At 67.7% G+C, this 21,501-nt stretch carries 23 protein-coding genes and 1 tRNA gene; 6 read left to right on the plus strand and 18 right to left on the minus strand.

Annotation, left to right across the window (positions count from 1 at the left end; genetic code table 11):
* Window position 1: 1 nt before the first annotated feature.
* Window positions 2–802: a hypothetical protein gene (locus RTM68_RS01345; RefSeq protein WP_312167613.1), complete on the plus strand. Its 801-nt coding sequence runs from the start codon at window positions 2–4 to the stop codon at window positions 800–802.
* Window positions 803–890: 88 nt separating this feature from the next.
* Here RTM68_RS01345 and RTM68_RS01350 read toward each other — a convergent pair whose 3' ends face one another.
* The 4 genes from RTM68_RS01350 to RTM68_RS01365 are packed head-to-tail and all read right to left on the minus strand — an operon-like array spanning window position 891 to window position 2,909.
* Window positions 891–1,394 (minus strand): NUDIX hydrolase, encoded by a 504-nt coding sequence (locus tag RTM68_RS01350; RefSeq protein ID WP_312167615.1) that lies wholly within the window; start codon window positions 1,392–1,394, stop codon window positions 891–893.
* Entirely contained in the window at window positions 1,391–1,975 is a 585-nt protein-coding gene (locus RTM68_RS01355) for a GNAT family N-acetyltransferase (protein WP_312167617.1), read from the minus strand. Before RTM68_RS01355 ends, RTM68_RS01350 begins: the two co-directional genes overlap by 4 nt.
* A gap of 10 nt (window positions 1,976–1,985) precedes the next feature.
* Window positions 1,986–2,525, minus strand: coding sequence for a GNAT family N-acetyltransferase (locus RTM68_RS01360; RefSeq protein WP_312167618.1), 540 nt, complete (start codon window positions 2,523–2,525; stop codon window positions 1,986–1,988).
* A 15-nt stretch (window positions 2,526–2,540) separates the two neighbouring features.
* Window positions 2,541–2,909 (minus strand): VOC family protein, encoded by a 369-nt coding sequence (locus tag RTM68_RS01365; protein ID WP_312167620.1) that lies wholly within the window; start codon window positions 2,907–2,909, stop codon window positions 2,541–2,543.
* Between the two features lie 133 nt (window positions 2,910–3,042).
* Between RTM68_RS01365 and RTM68_RS01370 the strand changes: the two genes are divergently transcribed.
* On the plus strand, window positions 3,043–4,368 hold the full coding sequence (locus tag RTM68_RS01370) for an MFS transporter (RefSeq protein WP_312167708.1): 1,326 nt from the start codon (window positions 3,043–3,045) through the stop codon (window positions 4,366–4,368).
* A gap of 19 nt (window positions 4,369–4,387) precedes the next feature.
* Window positions 4,388–4,813: a GNAT family N-acetyltransferase gene (locus tag RTM68_RS01375; RefSeq protein WP_312167622.1), complete on the plus strand. Its 426-nt coding sequence runs from the start codon at window positions 4,388–4,390 to the stop codon at window positions 4,811–4,813.
* 15 nt (window positions 4,814–4,828) lie between these two features.
* Here the strand turns inward: RTM68_RS01375 and RTM68_RS01380 are convergent, their stop codons facing one another.
* From RTM68_RS01380 to polA, 7 genes are all read right to left on the minus strand, one after another.
* Window positions 4,829–5,641: an arginase family protein gene (locus RTM68_RS01380; protein ID WP_312167624.1), complete on the minus strand. Its 813-nt coding sequence runs from the start codon at window positions 5,639–5,641 to the stop codon at window positions 4,829–4,831.
* A 60-nt stretch (window positions 5,642–5,701) separates the two neighbouring features.
* Window positions 5,702–6,445: a formylglycine-generating enzyme family protein gene (locus RTM68_RS01385; protein WP_396654169.1), complete on the minus strand. Its 744-nt coding sequence runs from the start codon at window positions 6,443–6,445 to the stop codon at window positions 5,702–5,704.
* 11 nt (window positions 6,446–6,456) lie between these two features.
* Complete coding sequence (locus RTM68_RS01390) at window positions 6,457–7,215, minus strand: SGNH/GDSL hydrolase family protein (RefSeq protein ID WP_312167625.1); 759 nt, start codon at window positions 7,213–7,215, stop codon at window positions 6,457–6,459.
* Between the two features lie 37 nt (window positions 7,216–7,252).
* Entirely contained in the window at window positions 7,253–8,605 is a 1,353-nt protein-coding gene (locus tag RTM68_RS01395; RefSeq protein WP_312167626.1) for an MFS transporter, read from the minus strand.
* Window positions 8,606–8,654: 49 nt separating this feature from the next.
* Window positions 8,655–9,689 carry an LLM class flavin-dependent oxidoreductase gene (locus RTM68_RS01400; RefSeq protein ID WP_312167627.1) on the minus strand — a complete coding sequence of 345 codons (1,035 nt, stop codon included), beginning with the start codon at window positions 9,687–9,689 and terminating at the stop codon, window positions 8,655–8,657.
* Between the two features lie 53 nt (window positions 9,690–9,742).
* Window positions 9,743–11,419 carry a DUF885 domain-containing protein gene (locus RTM68_RS01405; protein WP_312167629.1) on the minus strand — a complete coding sequence of 559 codons (1,677 nt, stop codon included), beginning with the start codon at window positions 11,417–11,419 and terminating at the stop codon, window positions 9,743–9,745.
* A 64-nt stretch (window positions 11,420–11,483) separates the two neighbouring features.
* On the minus strand, window positions 11,484–14,117 hold the full coding sequence (polA, locus tag RTM68_RS01410) for a DNA polymerase I (protein ID WP_312167630.1): 2,634 nt from the start codon (window positions 14,115–14,117) through the stop codon (window positions 11,484–11,486).
* 45 nt (window positions 14,118–14,162) lie between these two features.
* Between polA and RTM68_RS01415 the strand changes: the two genes are divergently transcribed.
* Window positions 14,163–14,588: a hotdog fold thioesterase gene (locus tag RTM68_RS01415; RefSeq protein ID WP_312167631.1), complete on the plus strand. Its 426-nt coding sequence runs from the start codon at window positions 14,163–14,165 to the stop codon at window positions 14,586–14,588.
* On the opposite strand, the gene RTM68_RS01420 is transcribed toward RTM68_RS01415, so the two are convergent.
* Both RTM68_RS01420 and RTM68_RS01425 read right to left on the minus strand, forming a co-directional pair.
* On the minus strand, window positions 14,566–15,126 hold the full coding sequence (locus tag RTM68_RS01420) for a GNAT family protein (RefSeq protein ID WP_312167633.1): 561 nt from the start codon (window positions 15,124–15,126) through the stop codon (window positions 14,566–14,568). The two genes, RTM68_RS01415 and RTM68_RS01420, sit on opposite strands and share 23 nt — an antisense overlap.
* A 4-nt stretch (window positions 15,127–15,130) precedes the next feature.
* Window positions 15,131–15,751 (minus strand): ANTAR domain-containing response regulator, encoded by a 621-nt coding sequence (locus tag RTM68_RS01425; protein WP_067118227.1) that lies wholly within the window; start codon window positions 15,749–15,751, stop codon window positions 15,131–15,133.
* A 100-nt stretch (window positions 15,752–15,851) separates the two neighbouring features.
* On the opposite strand from RTM68_RS01425, the gene RTM68_RS01430 reads away from it, so the two are divergent.
* A tRNA-Leu gene (locus RTM68_RS01430) sits at window positions 15,852–15,934 on the plus strand.
* Window positions 15,935–15,937: 3 nt separating this feature from the next.
* Here RTM68_RS01430 and RTM68_RS01435 read toward each other — a convergent pair.
* Window positions 15,938–16,342, minus strand: coding sequence for a hypothetical protein (locus RTM68_RS01435; RefSeq protein ID WP_312167635.1), 405 nt, complete (start codon window positions 16,340–16,342; stop codon window positions 15,938–15,940).
* A gap of 152 nt (window positions 16,343–16,494) precedes the next feature.
* Between RTM68_RS01435 and RTM68_RS01440 the strand changes: the two genes are divergently transcribed.
* A complete protein-coding gene (locus RTM68_RS01440) occupies window positions 16,495–17,100 on the plus strand; it encodes a helix-turn-helix domain-containing protein (protein WP_312167637.1) in 606 nt (201 codons plus the stop codon).
* A gap of 133 nt (window positions 17,101–17,233) precedes the next feature.
* Here the strand turns inward: RTM68_RS01440 and RTM68_RS01445 are convergent, their stop codons facing one another.
* The 4 genes from RTM68_RS01445 to pyk form a co-directional block, all read right to left on the minus strand.
* Entirely contained in the window at window positions 17,234–18,358 is a 1,125-nt protein-coding gene (locus RTM68_RS01445) for a Gfo/Idh/MocA family oxidoreductase (protein WP_312167638.1), read from the minus strand.
* Window positions 18,355–19,179, minus strand: a complete 825-nt coding sequence (locus tag RTM68_RS01450; protein ID WP_312167640.1) for a sugar phosphate isomerase/epimerase — start codon at window positions 19,177–19,179, stop codon at window positions 18,355–18,357. The genes RTM68_RS01445 and RTM68_RS01450 overlap by 4 nt, the downstream gene beginning before the upstream one ends.
* A gap of 111 nt (window positions 19,180–19,290) precedes the next feature.
* The gene (locus tag RTM68_RS01455) at window positions 19,291–20,004 is read right to left on the minus strand and encodes an alpha/beta hydrolase (RefSeq protein WP_312167641.1); all 714 of its coding nucleotides are present in this window, start codon (window positions 20,002–20,004) and stop codon (window positions 19,291–19,293) included.
* Between the two features lie 11 nt (window positions 20,005–20,015).
* Complete coding sequence (gene pyk / locus RTM68_RS01460; RefSeq protein WP_312167643.1) at window positions 20,016–21,467, minus strand: pyruvate kinase; 1,452 nt, start codon at window positions 21,465–21,467, stop codon at window positions 20,016–20,018.
* Window positions 21,468–21,501 lie beyond the last annotated feature (34 nt).

The raw sequence follows: 21,501 nt of genomic DNA on the forward strand, positions 1-21,501 counted from the left end.
CGTGCTACCCCTGGCAGTGGTCCTGAGTGCGTGCGCACTCGTGCCCGGCGGCTCCTTCGACACGCTGTGCGCGGATCCGCTCGTCATGTCCTGCGATCGCTCCGCGCAGTCGACTCTCGTCGTGATCGACGCGGATTCGTCGGAGGAAGATGTCATCGCGTTCGCAGAGTCCCTCGACGGAGCCACCGCCGCGTTCTCGGGACCGGTGAGTCTCGAAGCCCGCTCGTCGCACGCACTCGTCCTTGATCCCGAGGTTACGCCTCCGTTCTCGTGGCGGGTCGATCTGAACGCCGAGCAATCGAGCGATCTGGCTGTTTCACTGCGCGACACGCTCCAGGCGGCGTCTGTTCCCGGAGCCGTCGGGATCAGCCGCGAATCCGGGTGGGGTCTCGTGACCGTCCAACGAATCGAGCAGTTCGAAGATGTGTTCGACACTCTCTCGCAGGGCGCGTTCGCCGACGGCGCGACCTACACGTTGCAGTCATTGAACGAGCGCCTCCGGATCGTGCACGTGCCTGAGCGCACCTCATCGGATGCGATCCACGAGATCATCTCCATCGCCCGGGACTATCCCGACGCCGAGGTCCTGCTGGAATCGATGACGAGCGGCCCCCAGTCCCCCACTTTCTACGTCTCCCGCCTCACTCCCCCGCAGCAGCAGGAGATTGCCGCCAGACTGCGTGACTCACGCTTGGCCGGCGCCGATGTCGACGGCTATCCCCTCGAGTTCGTGCTGGGCTCCACGGGCGAGCAGGGCGTGACCTACGTCAGCGGGACGTTCGGAGACGTACCCGCCGGCTGACCCGGCGCCCAGCGAGGCTGGTGGAGGCCACCCGAGGGACACGCGGACCCGGTACGGAGTCGCGATTCATCTGTCGTCACCAGTCTGCTCAGATTCTCGAAAGGAGTGGATACCAATGGCGCGCGGCCAGGGGTGAGCTGTCGTCCACTTCGACCCAGGTGCCGGGAACTCGCGGCGGTTCCTCGGTTCTCCAGACACCGAACCGCGCTATCGGCCCCGGCCATTCGTAGTCCTCGTCCGGATGCATGACGATGTTGCGTACGCAGCCGACGTAGTCGACCTCAGCGTCGGCGAGGGTGACCTCCGATGCCAGAACACGCGCCTCGTCGGTACCGTCGCCGGGGAACATCACTCGCCTGGTGGGAAGATCGAGCGCTCCCGTGCCCTCTCTCGGCACGCAGAAGACGCTCCTGCCCTGGCGGAGAAGAAGCCGCACCATCGCCATGGGCGGCTCGGGCGTGCCCCCGCTGACCACCTCGGCGATGCTTCCCGTCGGCAGCCACGACGGGCTGGGGTAACGATGGACGATCAGCTCGACACTGCCGGGGATTCCGCCATTGCCGGTACGGGGGGGGGTGACGTCTTCGCTCACCACGGGGTGCCTCGGAGGTCGATGTCTCCCTGCGGCCACACTGCATCCGAGGTGGGGAAGACGAGGATCGGACCCTCTGAGGAGACGAGCGTCGAGTCCGGGTCCGTCATCGAGACGTGCCGCTCGGTGGCTTCCACCCGCAACCACCCTGTGCTCCCGTAGAACGGCACGACCTCGTCTCGGCATCCGAGATAGCCGAAGTCGATCCGGCTGTCGCCGCGCATCGCGTCTTGTGCGTGAGACATCACGTTCCGGCCGATCCCCTCGCCTCGCGAGTCCGGGTGGACGAGTACTCCCCCGGTTCCGGCGACGCAGACCTCGGCCGATCCGACGGCTATCCGGCGACGTTGGAATCCGACATGGCCGAGCAACGTCGATCCATGGAAGAGCAGCGTGTGCACATCTGCGGGCGAATACCCGTACGGGCGGTCCGGATCCCACTCGCCGTGGCTCTCTCGGTACTCGCTGTCGAACAGGTCACGGAGCGCGTCCCGCTGCGCACGCGAGAGGTCGTGATGATCGACGACGAGCGTGAAGTGGGTGAGGTCGCGATGCGGGTCCTGAGAGTCCGTGGCGATCATGCTGTCGCTGTCACCGTGCGCCCTCCGCGCGGACCATGCAGACGAGAGCGGGCCTGTCCTCCCACGAAGTGACCCGGCGGAACCCTCTCGATTCGTACAGACGGATCGCGGCGTCGCGCCACTCCCAGACCGAGAGCCGCACCGGTCTGGTCGGAGCCAGCGACACCGCGGCGTCGAGGAGCGCAGAACCCACACCGAGACCGCGCACCTCGGGAGCTGCCCACAGTCTTTTGATCTCAGCCTCTCCCCCGTTGTCTCTGACGATCACGACCCCCGCGGGACGCCGGCCGACCTCCGCGATCAGAACCGTGCAGTCCGCATACGCCGCTTGAGGGTCGGCTGACTCATGCCGATACCTCTCGGGTAGAGAACCGGGCGAAGACGGCTCCGTGTCGCCGTGCTCGCGCTTCTCGTGTTCCGTCTGCGTGAGGTATGCGTGGACGAGGTCGCCCACCGTGGTCGTGTCAGTGCTCCACTCGACCTCACGGACGACGGCACGGCGGGCTTGTGCGTCCTCGGCACGCGAAGCGGTTTCAGGATGCAGGGTCACGCACCCATTCTGCCGTCACTGAGCGGCCCAGACTCCGAGCTCGTTTCCGGTCGGGTCGGTGAAGTGCAACCGTCGGCCGCCCGGGAACTCGTAGGGCACTTGCGTGACTGCTCCACCCGCAGCGGCGATCGCGTCTTTCGTCGCGTCGAGGTCGTCCGAGTAGAGCAGAACCAGGGGGCCTCCAGCCGCGCGGCCGGTGTCGGACAGCAGTAGCCCTCCGACCTCCGATCCGTCGCCCGAGGGATCGGAGATGCCCGCATAGCTCGGGCCGTAATCGACGAAGCTCCAGCCGAAGGCATCGCGGTAGAAGCGCTTCGCGGTGTCGATGTCGGTGACGACGAGTTCTATGTAGTTGATCGAGTGGTGCACGGGTGCGGGTGTCATGCGGCCACGCTAGCGACAGCCGCGGACATCGGGTAGCCCCTTGGCGCCAGCGCCAGCGCCAGCGCAGGCGCCGGCGCCGTTCGGCCGGAGCAGCCGCGCATCAGGAGTAGCGTTGAAGAGTGCCGTGGGAAGAGTGCAACAGGTTCCCCGCTCCCCCGTGACCACCCCGGGATGGAGGGCCTGGCTCATCTGGTCGGTCGGAGTCGCCGCCTACGTACTCGCCATCACGAACCGCACGTCCCTCGGTGCCGTCGGCGTCGAGGCCGCCGACCGGTTCCAGGCCGACGCGTCGACGCTCGCGCTCTTCGCGGTGGTGCAGCTCGCCGTCTACGGAGGGATGCAGATCCCGATCGGCATCCTTCTCGACCGGTTCGGCTCTCGCCCGATCATGACCATCGGCATGCTGCTGATGGCCGCGGGGCAACTCACCATGGCGCTCTCCCCCAGCATCGGGATCGCCGTGTTCGCGCGCATCCTCCTCGGCGCCGGCGATGCAGCGATCTTCCCGGCAGTCCTGCGCCTCGTCGCCACCTGGTTCCCTGCCCAGCGCGGTCCGATCATGGTGCAGTTCACCGGCATCATCGGTCAGGCGGGGCAGCTGATCGCGCTGGTGCCACTCGCGGCCCTTCTGCACGCCACGACGTGGACGATCACGTTCGGAAGCATCGCCGGGCTCGGTGTGCTCTTCACCATCCTCGTCGCGCTGCTGATCCGCAATCATCCCGTCGAGCGGGGCGCTGATGTGTCGGTGGACACCGACACCGGCGTCATCCGCGTCGTGACCTCGTCGATCGACACCGGAGTCGGCATCCGAGCAGCGCTGGCACATCCCGGCACGAGGCTGGCGTTCTGGTCTCACTTCACGACGCCGTTCGCCGGCACCGCGTTCATCCTGCTCTGGGGAATGCCGTTCCTGACCGCCGCACAGGGGCTCGACACCGCGCACGCCGCGGGGATCATCTCCGTCTACGTGATCGCGGGCATGGTGCTCGGTCCCATCATCGGCGATCTCTCGCGGCGTCTGCCCAATCAGCGCTCCCTCGCCCTCGTGCTCCCGGCGGTCGGCGTGCAGTTCGTCGCCTGGGTGGCCGTCATCGCGATGCCGGAGCCTGCCCCGCTCTGGCTGCTGTATGTGCTCGCTGTGGCTCTCGCCACCGGTGGTCCGGCGAGCATGATCGCCTTCGACCACGCTCGCACTCACAACCCGTCGCACCGCCTCAGCACCGCCACCGGCGTGACCAACGCGGGCGGTTTCATCGCCGCGCTCATCGCGATCTGGCTCATCGGATTGGCGCTCGACATCCAGGGCGCGGGAACGCCGGAGACCTACTCCTTCGAGGCGTTCCGTATCGCCTTCCTGATGCCGATCCCCCTCTGGATCCTCGGCGTGGTATTCATCCTGATCGAGCGCAAGCGCACTCGCATCAGAATGGGGCTGGATCCCGAGAGACGTCGCTGACGCTCCTAGGATGTCGTGCATGCCTCTGACATTCACTTTCTCGAGCGACGTCTCCCAGATCGATCGCGACCTGGTGCATCACTGGCTCAGCGACCAGTCCTACTGGGCGCAGGGCCGGACGCGCGAGACGCAGGACGCTGCGATCGACGCGTCGCGGAACTACTGCATCCTCGATGAGAACGGCAGACAGGTCGCCTACGCTCGGGTGGTCACCGACGGGGTGACGTTCGCATGGCTGTGCGACGTGTTCGTCGACGAGACTGCGCGGGGGCACGGCCTCGGCAAGATGCTCGTCGAGGGAGTCATCGACGACCTGCAGAACGCATCGACCGTGAAGAGGATCGTGCTGGCGACGAGCACCGCCGACGGCCTCTACGCGCGGTACGGTTTCGCCGAGTCTCCCGGCCCCAACCGCTACATGATCAAGCCGATGGAGCGGAACTGACCCGGCCCAGACCGGTCATCGGACGAGGTGCTGGAACGTCTCGAGAATGAGCTCGATGCTGACGCGCTCCGGTACCTCGACGTCACCTGCCTCGAACTCGGCGAGTTCCACGCCCTTCACGGAGCCTGTGGGCAGCCCGGAGAAGATGGCCGCGATCTGGTGCGGGAGAAGTCCGTCGGTGACGCGATACGCGGCGGGGATGTAACCGGGCTCGAGCACGTCCCAGTCGACATGGATCCACACCGGGCGACCTGCCACCAGCTCGGCCACTCGCTCGGGTGTGCTGTCGGCGGGAGCCAGAACCGTGACGCCGGCAGCGCGGAGAAGTTCTCCCTCGGCCGGATCGATATCCCGGCCGCCGACGATGATGACCTGGCGAGGATCGAGTCCCGCGCCATGACCGCTGTCCCAGAGGCCGCACGCCGCGGCGACGACCATGCCCCCGAGATATCCGGAGTCGGTGGTCTCGGGGGTGTTGAAGTCGCCGTGCGCATCGATCCACAGCACGACCGCGTCGGGGTGTCGCTCTGCGACCGTGGGAAGGGTCCCCAGGCTCGCCGCGCAGGTGTTGGTCGCGAGCAGTGGGGTGGTTCCCGCGTCGATCGCCGCGTTCACGGCGTCTCGGAGTCCGTGCAGAGTCGCCTCGGCCTGCGGCAGCGCGACGGTCCAGTCGTCCGTCACCGCCGGAGACGGCTCACCGATGATCCTCGGCTGCAGATCGAGCAGCTCCGAGAGGGCTGTGCCCACGAGACGGGCGCCCACGAGGGCGCCGTCCGTGCGGTCGGCCACGCGGCCCTGGGAGACGATGAGGGAGAACGGAGCGGCCATGGTCTCAGCTTTCCATTCGATCGGCATGACGAGCAAAACGAGCACGCACTGCGCGACCGATCACCTGCTCCCGGGGCGCCGCAGCGGCGTCCATCCGAACGGCACCGGGCCATCGAGAAAGGCGTTCTCGCGATCGGCGCGGTCCGACCAGCCCTGCGCCGAGTCCGTCGTGTCGAACGCGCCGCGCGCTACCCGGAACCCCACGTCCTCGTGATGCATCCGCGGTGCGCCACCGCGGCGGACCGAGGCGCGCACACTCCACGAGTCGTCGGCGAACCCGCCGCCACGGAACACCCGGTACTCGCCGTAGCGTGCGGGATCCAGAAGATCCCAGCACCACTCCCATACGTTGCCGAGCGTGTCGAAGAGACCGTGGAGGTTCGGGAGTCTGCCGCCCACGTCCTGTGGTGACGTCACTCCATCGGCGCCCGTCCAGGCCGCATCTGCCAGCGGGGCGTAGTGGGGACCGACGGAGCCGGCACGGCAGGCGTACTCCCACTCGGCTTCGGTGGGGAGGCGGTAGCCGTCGCCCGTCGTGTCCCACGAGACGTCCTCACCGTCGAACCGGTAGACGGGATCGAGGCCCTCCCATTCCGAGGCGGCGTTGCAGAAGTGCACAGCGCGCAGCCAGCTCAGATCTGCTGCGGGTCGACGAGGGTGACGCGACGGGATCGGGAGGATCTCGGCGAGCTGTTCTTCCGTCACGGGGAACACGCCGATCTCGAAACCCTCGAGATCGACGGAGCGCTCGACCTTGCGACGGGCGTCGTGAAGCGTGACCTGACCGCCGGCGATGCGGCGCATCTCGATGTCGGTCACGTGCGGGGTGCCAGCTCGACCCACGCGGGATGCTTCGCGGCACGTCCGTCGCCGGACGATGTGCGGGTGATGCGGCGTCTGACCCACGGACCCACGAACTCTCGGTAATAGGCGAGACCCCCGGGGCCGGCGGCAGCGAGCGCCGACGGCGACCACCAGGTGGGATCGGGCTCGAACCCCAGCCCGAGCAGCACGCGTGCGGCTACGCGGTGATGACCTGCGGAGTTCATGTGCAGTCGGTCTTCAGACCAGTACTGCGGTTGCGACAGCTCCCGATCCGGCCAGTTGAGCGCACGGACGACATCGGGACGGTCCTGCACGCGCCGGAGCACGGCGTCGGAGAGCAGGTCGCCGCGTTTCTTGACCAGGCCACCCATGGGCAGCTGGCCGCTCGGGTTCGCGCCGGAGAGCAGGATCAGCGTCACGCCCTCCTCATCGCACCGTCGCAGCACCCTGCTGAAGGCATCGGCGATGTGCTCGAGATCGGTGCGGGGACGCAGCATGTCGTTGCCGCCGCCGTTGAACGACAGGTGCGTCGGCCGCAGCGCGAGCGCGGGTTCGAGCTGCTGTTCGACGATGGGCCAGGCGAGCTTTCCCCGGATTGCCAGATTGGCGTACTTGACGGTGTGGCCGGATGCATCCGCCCAGCCCTGCGCCGCGAGGTCGGCCCAGCCGCGTTCACGGCCGTCGGGCAGTACGTCGCCGACCCCTTCGGTGAAGGAATCGCCGATGGCCACATACCGAACCTCAGTCACGGATCCAGCCTATTGCCGCGCTCGGACGTCGGCGCGCTCATCGATCGTCGAGCGCCTCGCCGCGTCGGTCGACGAGCCCCCAGGCGGCTGCGGCCGCCACCACGAAACAGGCGCCGAAGACCGCGAAGAGCAGCGGGGCGCCCCCGGCGATGAGCATCACGGGGACCGCGAGAGGTGCCACGATCGACGCGATGCGCCCGACTCCGGCAGCCCACCCGGCTCCGGTACCGCGCAGCGAGGTCGGATAGATCTCCGGAGTCACCGCGTACAGCGCGCCCCAGGCGCCGAGGTTGAAGAACGACAGTGCCATCCCCGAGGCGATGATGGCCGCTTCCGTCGTCGACGTACCGAAGAAGACCGCTGAGACGGCAGACCCGACGAGGAACACCGACAGCGTCGTGCGGCGGCCCCACACCTCGATCAGCCAGGCGGCCACGGCATACCCCGGCAACTGAGCGAGCGTGATGATGAGTGTGAAACCGAAGGATCGCACGAGGTCGAAGCCGGCATCGACCAGAATGCTCGGAATCCAGATGAAGGCACCGTAGTAGGCGAAGTTCACGCAGAGCCAGACGATCCACAGGCACAGCGTCCGCACTCGGAACTCGGCGTTCCAGAGAGTCGTGAGGCGCGCTCGTGCGGTCACGGCGATCGACCGCGATGCGGGCTCGCGGCGAATGGCCGATCCGGGTTCGACGCCGGCATCGGCCTCGAACATCGACACGATGCGGTCTGCTTCGGCGATCCGGCCGCGAGAGGCGAGCCAGCGTGGGGACTCGGGCAGGCCCCAGCGCACGATCAGGGCGTAGACGGCGGGAATGGCCCCGAGCGCGAACGCCCAGCGCCAGCCGTCCTCCGACGCGGGGATGACGAAGTAGCCGATCAGTGCGGCGGCGGTCCACCCGAGCGCCCAGAAGGCCTCGAGGATCACGATCAGCCGTCCCCGGATGCGCGCCGGCGCAAACTCGCTGACGTAGGTCGAGGCGACAGGGAGTTCCGCACCGAGCCCGAGCCCCACGAGGAAGCGCAGGACGAGCAGCGCTGCCAGCCCGCCGACCAGGGCGCTCGCGCCGGTCGCGATCCCGTAGACGAGAAGCGTGAGCGCGAAGACCTGCCTGCGCCCGAGCCGATCGGCGAGGAGTCCCCCGAGGGTCGCGCCGATCGCCATGCCGATGAACCCGACCGATGCGATCCAACCGGCATCCGTCTTCGTCAGACCCCACTGCTGCGTCAGCGCTGCGAGGATGAACGAGATGAGACCGACGTCCATCGCGTCGAGCGCCCAGCCGACCCCGGAACCGGTCAGGAGACGCAGGTGACGGCGGGTGAACGGCAGATCGTCGAGACGTCCGGCGAGCGAGGCACGGCTCGGCAACGAGGTGTTGGCCATCCCCTCATCGTAGAGGTGGCGCACCCGTCACCGGCCGTGCGTGTCGCCGTCAGTCGCGATCTGCGAGGAGCTTGCGCACCCGCGGGATCACCTCGGTGCCGTAGAGCTCGATGCTGCGCATCATCGACTCGTGCGAGAGCGTGCCGGTGGCGTACTTCAGATCGAAGCGACCGAGACCCAGCGTGCTGACGGTGTCGGCGATCTTCGCCGCGACGCGGTCCGGCGAACCCGCATAGGTGGCACCCGCAGGTCCGATGTCGTTCTGGAACCGGGCTCGACTGTACGGCGGCCATCCGCGCTCGGCGCCGATCGTGTTGTTCATGGCCTCGAAGCCCGAGTATGCGGCGTCCCAGGCCTCATCGTCGGTGTCGGCGATATGTCCGGGTGAATGCACGGCGATCGGGTGCGAGGTCGTGCCGAACGATGCCACGGAGCGGTGGTAGAGGTCGACGAAGGGCTTGAAGCGTCCCGCGGGACCGCCGATGATCGCGAGCATGAGCCCGAGGCCGTGCCGCGCGACCCGCACCACGGATTCGGGGCTGCCGCCGACACCGACCCACGTGCGCAGGCCGTTCGCCGTCTTGGGGAAGACGTCGGCGTTCTCGAGCGACGGACGCATGGACCCCGACCACGTGACGGGCTGCTCCTTGAGCAGTTCGACGAAGAGCTCGAGCTTCTGCTCGAACAGTGCGTCGTAGTCGTGCAGGTCGTAGCCGAAGAGCGGGAACGACTCGATGAACGAGCCTCGGCCGAGCACGACCTCGGCACGACCGTCCGACAGCGCATCCAGCGTCGCGAAGCGCTCGAACACCCGCACCGGGTCATCCGATGAGAGCACCGTCACGGCGGTGCCGAGCCGAATGTCCTTGGTGCGGCCCGCGATCGTGGCGAGGACCATCTCGGGAGCCGAGACCGCGAACTCGGATCGATGGTGCTCCCCCACGCCGAAGAAGTCGATCCCCACGCGGTCGGCCATCTCGGCCTGCTCGACGATGTTGCGGATCGTCTGCGCGCCGGTGAGAAGCTCGCCGTCATCGCCTCGTGTGATGTCGCCGAAGGTGTCCAGCCCGAACTCGATGTCCATGTCAGCCCTTTCTATTCACCTGAATGAACATAGGGTCGACTGCGATCATTCCCTCAGCGAGACAGAAGGGCGGTCCGGAGCGTGTCGAGCCCCACGCCGCCCATGTCGAGTGCGCGCTTGTGGAACTCCTTGACGTCGAAAGCGCTTCCGCGCTCTGCCTGGTAGGCGTCGCGCACCTGCTCCCAGATGCGCTGCCCGACCTTGTACGACGGCGCCTGCCCCGGCCAGCCGAGGTAGCGGTTGACCTCGAACTGCACGAACTGGTCCGACATGTTCACGTTCTGACGCATGAAGTCGAGCGCGTAGTCCGCGTCCCAGACGCCGGTGCCGTCGAGGCGGGGCTTGCCGAGATGCACGCCGATGTCGAGCACCACGCGAGCTGCTCGCATGCGCTGTCCGTCGAGCATGCCCAGACGGTCGGCGGGGTCGTCGAGATACCCCAGCTGCTGCATCAGCCGCTCGGCATACAGGGCCCAGCCCTCGGCGTGCCCGGAGGTTCCGGCCAGCAGACGACGCCACGAGTTCAGTTCGGCACGGTTGTAGACGGCTTGCGCGATCTGCAGATGGTGCCCCGGGACGCCCTCGTGGTACACGGTGGTGAGCTCGCGCCACGTGTCGAACTCGGTCACGCCCTCGGGCACCGACCACCACATGCGGCCGGGGCGCGAGAAGTCGTCGGTGGGACCGGTGTAGTAGATCCCGCCTTCCTGCGTCGGCGCGATCATGCACTCGAGGGTGCGGATGGCATCGGGGATGTCGAAATGCGTGGCCCCGAGCTCAGCCACCGCGCGGTCGCTGGTCTCCTGCATCCACCGCTGGAGCGCGTCCGTGCCGACGAGCTTGCGGGCCGGATCGGCCTCCAGATGCGCGACAGCCTCCTCGACCGATGCGCCGGGGAGGATCTCGTTCGCGATCGCCGTCTGCTCGGCGACCATCCGTGCGAGCTCCTCGCGGCCCCACTCGTAGGTCTCGTCGAGGTCGATCGTCGCCCCGAGGAAGCGGCGGGAGTTGAGCGCATACAGTTCGCGTCCGACCGCGTCGACCTCGGTCGCCGCCGGGGCGAGCTCTTCGGCGAGGAACCGACGCAACTCGTCGTAGGCGACGCGCGCGGCTGCCGAGTTGTCGGCAAGCGTGCGGGCGAGAGACGCAGGGAGATTCCCGTCCTGGGGGCCGGCATCGGCGACGAACGCCGCGAAGAAACCGTCGTCCGCGGTGTAACGGTCGATCTGCGTCGCGACCTCGACGACCTGTCGACGCGCGGGAGTGACGCCCGAGGCGATACCGGCGCGAAGGGTCTCGGTGTAGCCACGCAGCGCGTCGGGCACGGCTGCCAGTCGCGTCGCGATCACCGCCCAGTCCTCGGCGGTGGACGTCGGCATGAGGTCGAACGCCGAGCGCACGTCCTGCGCGGCCGAGGCGATCACGTTCAGGTCGCGCAGGTGCCAATCGGCGTCATGCAGCTCGAGGTCGAGCGTCAGCTCGGCAGAGAGATCGGTCTTGGTGATCTCGTCGATGGCGTCGACCGGCTCGAGAGCCGTGAGCTTCGCCAGGGTCGCGCGCGTCGCGTTCGCGATCTCCTGGTGCCCTTCCGGGCTCAGATCCCCGAAGCGGTCGTTGACTTCATCCCGACCGATGTAGGTACCGAGAGTCGGGGCGAGCACGGCGATGGTGTCGACCCATTCGTCGGCGACCCTGTCGATGGCAGACGGAGTGCGGGAGGCTGCAGTCATCCCTCCAGCGTAGTCCGGCTCGGCCGGCGCAACATATCGGATGCGCGAGCCGAGCCGGCGAGGCTCAGTGCGCCGCTTCGTTCCAATCACGTCCGCGGCCGACCTGCACGTCGAGAGGGACCGTGAGATCGGCGGCGTCTCCCATGCGGGTGCGGACGATCTGCTCGGTGGCGTTCCACTCCCCCGGTGCGACCTCGACGACGAGCTCGTCGTGGATCTGCAGGAGCACTCGCGAACGGAGACCCCGCGTGCGGAGGTCGCTGTGGATGTGCAGCAGCGCGATCTTCATGATGTCCGCGGCGCTTCCCTGGATCGGAGCGTTGAGCGCCGCCCGCTCCGCGTTCTCGCGCAGCACGCGGTTCGGGCTCGCGAGGTCGGGGAACGGGCGACGTCGACCGAAGATCGTCTCGGTGTAGCCGACCTCCTTGGCCTGCATCACCGAGGCTCGCAGGTAGTCGCGTACCGCGCCGAACCTGGCGAAGTACTCGACCATCAGCTGCTTCGCCTCGGACTGTTCGATGCGGAGCTGCTTCGACAGGCCGAAGGCCGAGAGGCCGTAGACGAGACCGTACGACATCGCCTTGACCTTGGTGCGCATGGCGGCGGTGACATCGCTCGGATCGACGCCGAACACCCGCGCGCCGACGAAGCGGTGCAGATCCTCGCCGCTGTTGAACGCCTCGATCAGGCCTTCGTCACCGGAGAGGTGAGCCATGATGCGCATCTCGATCTGCGAGTAGTCGGCCGTGAGCAGCGCCTCGTACTCGTCGCCGACCTGGAATGCGCTCCGGATACGACGCGATTCCTCGGTGCGCACCGGGATGTTCTGCAGGTTGGGGTCCGTGCTCGACAGCCGTCCCGTCTGGCTCCCGGTCTGCACGTAGGTGGTGTGCACGCGAGCGTCGGCGCCGATCGCGGCGTCGAGCGACTCGATGATCTGGCGCAGCTTCGTCGCCTCTCGGTGCTGCAGCAGGAGTCCGAGGAACGGATGCGGGTGGCTCTCCTGCAGGTCGGCGAGCACCGCGGCATCCGTCGAGTACCCGGTCTTGGTCTTGCGCGTCTTGGGCAGCTGCAGGTCGTCGAACAGCACCTCCTGCAGCTGCTTCGGGGAGCCGAGGTTGAACTCGCGTCCGACGATGCCGAAGGCCTCCCGCGCGATCGTCTCGGCGCGGGTCGCGAGCTCGCCCGAGAAGGTCGAGAGCACCTCGTGCGACACGGCGACTCCCGCGATCTCCATGTCCGCGAGCGTCGTCAGGGTCGGAAGCTCGATGCCCGCGAGCACCGCGGCGACGGACTCCGGGATGTCCTCCCGGAGGGCGGCGGCGACCCGCAGTGCGAACCAGGCCTCTTGCGAGGGGGTCGCGCCCTCGGTCTCGGGCACGAGCTGCGACGGATCGGCCTCCGGCAGCTTCTCTCCGAGATACCGTTCGACGAGGTCGCTCAGCGTCTTGTCGGGGAAGCTCGGACGCAGCAGCCAGCCGGCGAGACTCGTGTCGTATGCCAGTCCTCCGAGACGGACTCCCTCACGAAGCAGCGCCTTCACCTGGGGCTTGGCATCGTGCAGGACCTTCGGGGCGTCGGACTCGAGCCATTCCTGCACCTCTGCAGCGACGTCCGAGCTCCAGTCGAGCTCGCGCAGCTCGGTGTCGGTCGCGGCACCGACGCGTGCGGGCACACCGGCCTGGGTGAGGATCTTCACCGAGACCTCACCGGTCTGCGCACCGGCCCAGGTGGCGAACTCGGATCCGCTGACCTCGACGGGAGTGGGCAGCACGACGACCGATGCCGGATCGTCGGCCACCTCGCCGGCGCCGACCGCCTCGAACACGCGCGGCAGCAGCGTGCGGAACTCGAGGCGCGCGAAGATGTCGCGGACGGCCTGCGCATCGATCGGAGTGACGGCGAGATCGTCAGGAGCGACGGGGAGCTCGACGTCTGTCAGCAGCCGGTTGAGCTTTCGATTGCGACGCACGTCGTCGATGTGATCGCGAAGGTTGCCGCCGACCACGCCCTTGATCTCCTCGGCGCGCTCGAGCAGCTCATCGAGCGACCCGAACTGCGTGAGCCACTTGACCGCCGTCTTCTCGCCGACCTTGGGCACGCCGGGAAGGTTGTCGCTGGTCTCTCCGACGAGCGCGGCGATGTCGGGATACTGCTCGGGGCGCACACCGTAGCGCTCCTGCACCGTCGTCGGGTCGTAGCGCTTGAGCTGCGAGACCCCCTGCACCGACGGGTAGAGCAGGGTGACCCGGTCGGTGACGAGCTGGATCGTGTCGCGGTCGCCGGAGACGACGAGCACGTCATACCCCTTCTCGGCCCCCTGCGACGAGAGCGTCGCGAGGATGTCGTCCGCCTCGACGCCCTCCTTCGTGAGGACGGGGATGGACATCGCCGCGAGACAGTCCTGCAGAAGCGGGATCTGACCGCGGAACTCCTGCGGCGTCTCCGACCGGGTCGCCTTGTACTCGGGGTACTCGTCGGTGCGGAACGAATGGCGAGACGTGTCGAACGCGATGGCGAGGTGGGTCGGCTGCTCGGCCTTGATCAGGTTCACCAGCATCGAGAGGAAGCCGTAGATGGCGTTCGTGTGCTGGTTGTCCTTGGTCGTGAAGTTCTCGACCGGGAGGGCGAAGAAAGCACGGTAGGCGAGTGAATGGCCGTCGACGACCATGAGGGTAGGCTTTGCGGAGTCCGTCACCCTGTCAGCCTAACGATGACGGCAGACACTCGCCGAGGAGGAACCATGACCGAGACCGCGACGACCGCAGGACTCGACTGGGCTGCCGCACGCGGCACGGGCGCACTCGCCCAGAAGATGGGGATCGAGATCCTCGAGTTCACCGTCGAGCGCAGCGTCGCGACCATGCCGGTCGAGGGCAACACGCAACCGGTCGGTCTCATGCACGGCGGTGCCTATGTCGTGCTGGGCGAATCTCTCGGATCGATGTCGGCGAATCTGCACGCCGGTCCGGGAAAGCTCGCCGTCGGACTCGATATCAACGCGACCCACACACGATCCGCGACCTCGGGAATCGTGACCGGCGTCTGCACGCCGGTCCACCTCGGACGAACGGTCACGGTCCACGAGATCGTCGTCAGTGACGATCAGGGGCGCCGCTGCTCGACGATCCGCATCACGAACCTGATCAAGGACGCTCCCGCGCGCTGACCGGATCATCCAGCACCAGCTGGAAGAGCACGTGGTCCTGCCACTCCCCCGCGATGTGCAGGTACTTCGGTGCGACTCCGATGCGTGCGAACCCGTTCACCGCGAGAACCCGCTGCGAGGCGACGTTGTGCAGCAGGGTCGCCGCCTGGATCCGGTGCAGCGCCAGATCCTCGCGAGCGTGCTCGACGATCGCGCGGACGCTGCGTGATGCCAGGCCGCGACGGCCGTGTTCCGCATCCACCCAGTACCCGAGATCGGCACTGCGGAACGCGCCGCGCACGATGTTGTTGAGGTTCACCCGTCCCAGGATCCGCCCGTCGGACGACTCGATGACGAAGCGTGCGCCTCGCCCGTCCGCGGCATCCACCACACACTGACGAGCGTGGTTCTCCTGCCACTCTGCGGTATAGAAGGACGCGTCTCGAAGGGGCTCCCACGGAGCCAGATGCTCACGGTTCGCCGTGTAGGCGCGTGCCAACTCTGCGCCGTCGCCGGTGCGGATCTCGCGAAGGGTGTGCTCCGCGTCGAGCGGAAGCACTCCCCTACTTCTTCGGAGCGAGCTGCTCGATGATCGCCTTCGCGACGTCCTGCATCGTGAGGCGGCGGTCCATCGACGCCTTCTGGATCCAGCGGAACGCCTCGGGCTCCGAAAGCCCCATCTTCTCGTTCAGCAGGCCCTTGGCCCGGTCGACGAGCTTGCGGGTCTCGAAGCGCTCGACCATGTCGGCGACCTCGGCCTCGAGCGTGATGATCTGCTCGTGGCGGGCCAGCGCGATCTCGATCGCGGGAAGCAGGTCGTTCGGCGTGAACGGCTTGACGACGTACGCCAGGGCGCCGGCCTCGCTCGCACGCTCCACGAGCTCCTTCTGGCTGAATGCCGTGAGGAGAACGACAGGAGCGATGTTGCCCTTGTGCAGCTTCTCGGCGGCGCTGATGCCATCGAGCTGGGGCATCTTCACGTCCATGATGACCAGGTCGGGGCGCAACTCGGTCGCGAGCGCGACTGCGGTCTCGCCGTCACCCGCCTCACCGACCACATCGAAGCCGTTGTCGCGAAGGATCTCGACGATGTCGAGACGGATCAGCGACTCGTCTTCGGCGACGACGACGCGTCGGGGTGCGGATGCCGTGGGCTGCTCAGCTGCCTGTTCTTGCTCGGTCACGACTCCATCCTACTGGAGAGCGCCACCGGCGTTCCTGAAGGCCGTGGGTGTGGCCGCTCGGCCGTGTGTCCTGCGATAGGGTCGAACTCGCGACACACGAGCCGGCGTGGCGGAATGGCAGACGCGGAGCACTCAAAATGCTTTGTCCGAAAGGGCGTGTGGGTTCGAGTCCCACCGCCGGCACACTCAGTCGCCCTCGAGAACGGGTTGCGGCTCCGGTTCGAAGAGAGCGCCGATCTCGCAGAGGGCATCGCCGTCGGGGAGCGCCCACACCGCTCTTTCGCCGAGCACGAGGGGGCGCAGCAGTCCCAACCCCGGAATGTGCGGCCACTCGTTGCCGCGCAGGAACTCGCCCTCCTGCAGGAATGACGCGACGGCCACCGCAAGACGCTGCGGCTGCTCGGCACACACGCGCAGGGGGCGGCCGGCCACTTCGACATGTGCGGTCAGCGCGTCGTGCTCCCCCACCTCGATGCGCGCGGTCAGCGGATCCCTCGGGAGGCCCACCGCGGCGAAGTCGCGAAGCACTGCGGCGAGAGTCGTCTCCGCTCGGAACCGATGGCGGAGGCGAGCCCGTGCCGGATCACTCATCGGCCTGTCCTCTCTGGTCGGCACGTCCGACGTGTGCCGACGCGCGGCGCGACGGCGTCGCCGGTCGCACCCACAGACAAAGACCGCCGAGAAGCACGACTATGACGCGACGGCCGCAGTATGCTGCACGTCGCCCTCGGTATCATCGGGACATGACTGATCCCTCCCCCGGTGCACCCCGCGCTCGGGGACGGTATGCCAAAGGCATAGCGCGGCGCCAGGAGATCCTCGACAAGGCGATCGAGGTGTTCGCCCGCCGCGGTTCCAAGAAGACGACCCTCCGGGCGATCGCGGAGGAGGTGGGCGTGACGCACGCCGCCCTCACGCACTACTTCGGCTCACTCGAGGAGCTGCTCGTCGCCGTGTATCGGGAATCCGAGCGGCGCACCGATCATGAGGCCCCGAAGCCGCACGATCTGAGCCCGGCGATGATGATGCGGATATCGGCCGAGGAGAACCAGTCGATTCCGGGACTCGTGCAGCTGTACTCCATGCTCGTGACGACCGCACTCGAGGAGAACCACCCGGTCGCCCACGAGTTCGCGACCCAGCGCTTCTCGCGGCTCCGAGCGGAGATGGCGGAGCGCGTGCGCGTGATGCAGGAGTCGGGTCAGCTTCGCGACGATCTCGACCCGGCTCTCGTCGCGGCGCTCGTGATCGCTGCGTCGGACGGCCTGCAGACCCAGTGGCTCCTCGACCCGTCGGTCGACCACGAAGCCGCACTCGAGATGCTCGATCGTCTGCTCGCTCGGCGCTGAGCGGTCACCGACCGAACGATCGCGCGACCGACCGAGCCGAGCCGGGGCACGCGCGCTCGGATGACATGACCAGGCCCTCAGGTCACCCGGGCGCTGCCGGGGACCTGAGGGCCTGGGGTGGTGACGGATGGCGTCAGAGAGTCGCCGCGAACGGGTCGAAGCCCGCGGGCAGCAGCGGCACGGGAGCGACCGTGCTCTCGACGACGACCGTGGTCCCCGTCGCAGCAGCCTCCTGTGCGGAGAGCAGCACATCGAGGACATGGAACCCGAGCTCGCCCGAGGCGACGTGCGGACGTCCCTCGGCGATGGCGCGCACCATGTCGAGGGCGCCCAGGCCGCGGCCGACCTCGATGTCCTCGTGCTCGATCTCGATCCACTCCTGCGTGAACGACATCCCGTCGCGGATCACGCCGAGAGGCTTCACGTAGGCGATCCGGCCCGCGAAGGTGTTCGGGTCGGGGATCACGATCGTGCCCTCGGTGCCGTGGATCTCGACGATGCCGTGACGCTCGAGCGCCGAGTCGAAGCTCAGCAGGCTCTGCGCCTGTGCGCCCGCCTCGAACGCCGTGACGATCTGGATCGTCGAGGGGACCTCGACCGGGAACGTCGTGCCGGCGTTCGGTCCGGCATGGATCTCGCGCTCTTCGCGTGCCTTGGAGCCGACGGCAGACACTCTGTCGACGGGCCCGAGCAGACTCACGAGCGCCGAGAAGTAGTACGGCCCCATGTCGAGGAGCGGTCCTGCCCCCTCGGCGAAGAGGAAGGCCGGGCTCGGGTGCCACAGGTCGGGACCCTGCGTCTGGAAGACCGTCTGCGCGAACAGCGGCCGACCGATCACGCCGTCTTCGATGGCCCGCCGTGCGGCCTGGAAGCCGGGGCCGAGCAGCGTGTCGGGCGCCGAACCGACCCGCAGTCCGGCCGCCTCGGCCTCGCGCAGGAGCTCGGCCGCGCCCGCCCGGTCGAGGCCGAGCGGCTTCTCGGTCCACACATGCTTGCCGGCGGCGATCGCCGCGCGGGAGACCTCGATGTGCACGGCGGGGATCGTGAGGTTGACGACGAGGTCGACTCCCGGGTGCGCCAGCACGTCGGCGGCAGAGCCGAACGCGGGTACACCGTACTTCTCGGCCTGAGCCTGAGCGCGATCCTCGAGTAGATCGCCGACGACCAGGACTTCGACGTCGGGGAACGACGAGAGGTTCTCGAGGTAGGTGTCGCTGATGACTCCGACGCCGATGATTCCGATGCCGACCGCGCTCATCGTGCGAACCCGCCCTCGATCAGGAACGAGTAGCTCGCTGCGATGTCGGCGAAGACGTCGCCCGGAGCGTTGTCGTACTCGATGATCGCGTACTTCAGATCGGACGCGGCGCGAAGAGCATCGGCGAGAGGAACCTCGCCCGTGCCGGCATGACGCTGATCGAGGGCGTCGGAACCGAACTCGGGAGCTCCCGGCGCGAAGGGGTTGCTCGCGGGTGCGACGCCGTCCTTGACGTGTGCCGCCACGAGCCGGTCCCCGAGACGCGAGACGAGCGCGGGCACGTCCTGTCCGCCGACGAGCGCCCAGTACAGGTCGAGCTCGATCGCCACGCGGTCGTCGGTGAGTGCCACGAAGCGCTCGAAGGCGGTCTCGCCGTCGAAGCTCTCGACGAACTCCTGCGCGTGGTTGTGGTACCCGACCTCGAGCCCGAACCCGGCCGCCGTCTCGACGAGTGCGTTCAGTCGGTCGGCGATGTCGGTGACCCCCTCGAGCGTGAACCAGCGCTCGGGTGCGACGAACGGGTCGATGACGGTCGTGAGGCCGACCTTGGCGGCGGCCTCGAAGACGACCTCGGGAGCGGGGGTGGGAATCGATCCGTCCGGCGTCCACAGCTCGTCGGAGAGGAGCGGAGCGTGGCCGGTGGGCGATGCGAGTCCGGCGGCGTCGAGCGCGGCGCGGATCTCGTCGGGGCGACGAACGAAGTCGAACGCCTCGACGTTGCGCAGGCCGATCGCCGCGAGCTTCTCGAGCGATCCCTCCATGTCGGCGGAGAACTCCGCTGCGAGTGTGTACAGCTGGACTGAGGCTTCTGGCAGGGCCACGGTGACCTTCCTTCGTTGTGCGATCGCTGACGACCGACGTCGTCATCGCTCAGATTACCAGAAACCTCCACATGGAAGTTGTATGGATTTCGCTCACGAGACGCTGCATCATCATGCCTCCGCTACTGCGGCGATCTCGTCCAAGACCCGCGGATCCGCGAGGATGCGGAAGTGTCCGCCGGTATCCAGTCGCACGTTCTTCCTCGCCCCGGCGAGCTCGCTGCCCTCCGGAATGTGCGGGTCGAACGAGGCGTACACGGAGACGATCCGGTCGTTGACCTCGCGCCTGCGCGCGAGATCCAGGAGGTCGGGGTCGGACGGCGCGAACGCCCGGACGGATCGGGCCGGGAAGAGTCGCGCGTAGCGAGACCCGCCGAACGGCGCGGCCACCGCGATCATGGCGCGCACTCGACGACCTTCGGTGCCGGTCATGACCGCCTTGCCTGCGAGACCACCCTTGCTGTGCGCGACGATGACCGCATCCGTCATCCCCTGCTCCACCATCACCTCGGTGACGAGCCGCGCCGTCTCGAGAACGGGGCGCCGGTTGTTCGACAGGGTCTCCACCACGTGGACCGGGTGCCCGCGACCATGCAGCACGGTCACGAGCGGCTGCATGAACCGCCACGTCTCATACACGCCGGGGATGATGATGACAGGCACCAGCACTCCGGTGCGGAAGTCGGCGGGGTCACGGCGCCCGAGTGCCGCGCGCACCTGCCAGTACGCGGCGTACGCGTAGTCCGCGATCCACCACGACAGACGTCGCCACACGGCGATGCGCGGATACGCCGAAGGGGCGGAACCGTGGCTCCGCCCCTTCACTGTCCGTCTGATCAGACGGTCGCCTCCTTGTAGATGGGAGCAGCGCCGTTGACGGCGTCGCCCACCTTGTGGACGCGGATGTCGTTCGTCGAGCCGACGATTCCGGGAGGGGACCCGGAGATCACGACGACCTTGTCGCCTTCGGCCGCGAGACCGTTGCTGAGCAGGTAGTCATCGACCTGCAGGTACATCAGGTCGGTGTGCTGCACCATGTCGACGAGCTTCGACTGGATGCCCCAGGTCAGCGCCATGCGACGACGGATGTTCGGCTCGGGAGTGAAAGCGATCATGGGGATGCGCGAGCGCAGACGCGACAGACGACGCGCGGAGTCGCCGGACTGCGTGAAGACGCACAGGTACTTCGCCTCGACGAACTCGGCGACCTCGAGGGCGGCGAGAGTGATGGCGCCACCCTGAGTGCGGGGCTTGGTCGTCAGAGGCGCGATGCGCTCCAGACCGTGCTCCTCGGTCGACTCGATGATGCGGGCCATGGTCTCGACCACGACGACCGGGTAGTCGCCCACGCTGGTCTCGCCCGAGAGCATCACGGCATCGGCGCCGTCGAGCACCGCGTTCGCGACGTCGGACGTCTCGGCACGCGTCGGCACGGGGCTGTTGATCATCGACTCGAGCATCTGCGTCGCGACGATGACCGGCTTCGCCATGCGACGCGCGAGTTCGACGGCGCGCTTCTGGACGATCGGCACGGCCTCGAGCGGAAGCTCGACACCGAGGTCGCCACGGGCGACCATGATCGCGTCGAACGCGTCGACGATCTCCTCGAGCGCGTCGACGGCCTGGGGCTTCTCGACCTTGGCGATGACGGGGACCTTGACGCCCTCTTCGGCCATGATCTCGTGCACACGGCTCACGTCCTCCGCGTTGCGGACGAACGACAGAGCGATGAGGTCGGCGCCGATGCGCAGGCCCCAGCGGAGGTCTTCCTCGTCCTTCTCGCTCAGAGCGGGCACGTTGACGGCGACGCCGGGCAGGTTGATGCCCTTGTTGTTCGACACGGCACCGGCCACGATGACCTTCGTCGTGACGGTGACGCCGTCGGTCTCGACGACCTCGACGCGCACCTTGCCGTCGTCGATGAGCAGGAAGTCACCGGGCTTCACGTCCTGGGGCAGGCCCTTGAACGTCGTGCCGCAGATGTCCTTGTTGCCGATGATGTCTTCGGTGGTGATCTTGAAGATGTCGCCCTTGGCGAGCTCGTAGGGGCCGGCTTCGAACTTGCCGAGGCGGATCTTCGGTCCCTGCAGGTCGACCAGGATCGCGACGGCGCGACCGGCGTCGTCGGCTGCGCGACGCACGTTCGCGTAGTTGTTCTCGTGCACGGAGTAGTCGCCGTGGCTGAGGTTCAGACGTGCGACGTCCACGCCGGCGTCGATGAGTGCACGTACGGTCTCATACGTGGAGGTGGCGGGTCCCAGGGTGGCGACGATTTTCGCGCGTCTCAAAGATTGCTCCAGGGTAGTGGGGGATGGAAATCAG

The organism is Microbacterium sp. (assembly GCF_031988965.1).
Lineage (GTDB): Bacteria > Actinomycetota > Actinomycetes > Actinomycetales > Microbacteriaceae > Microbacterium.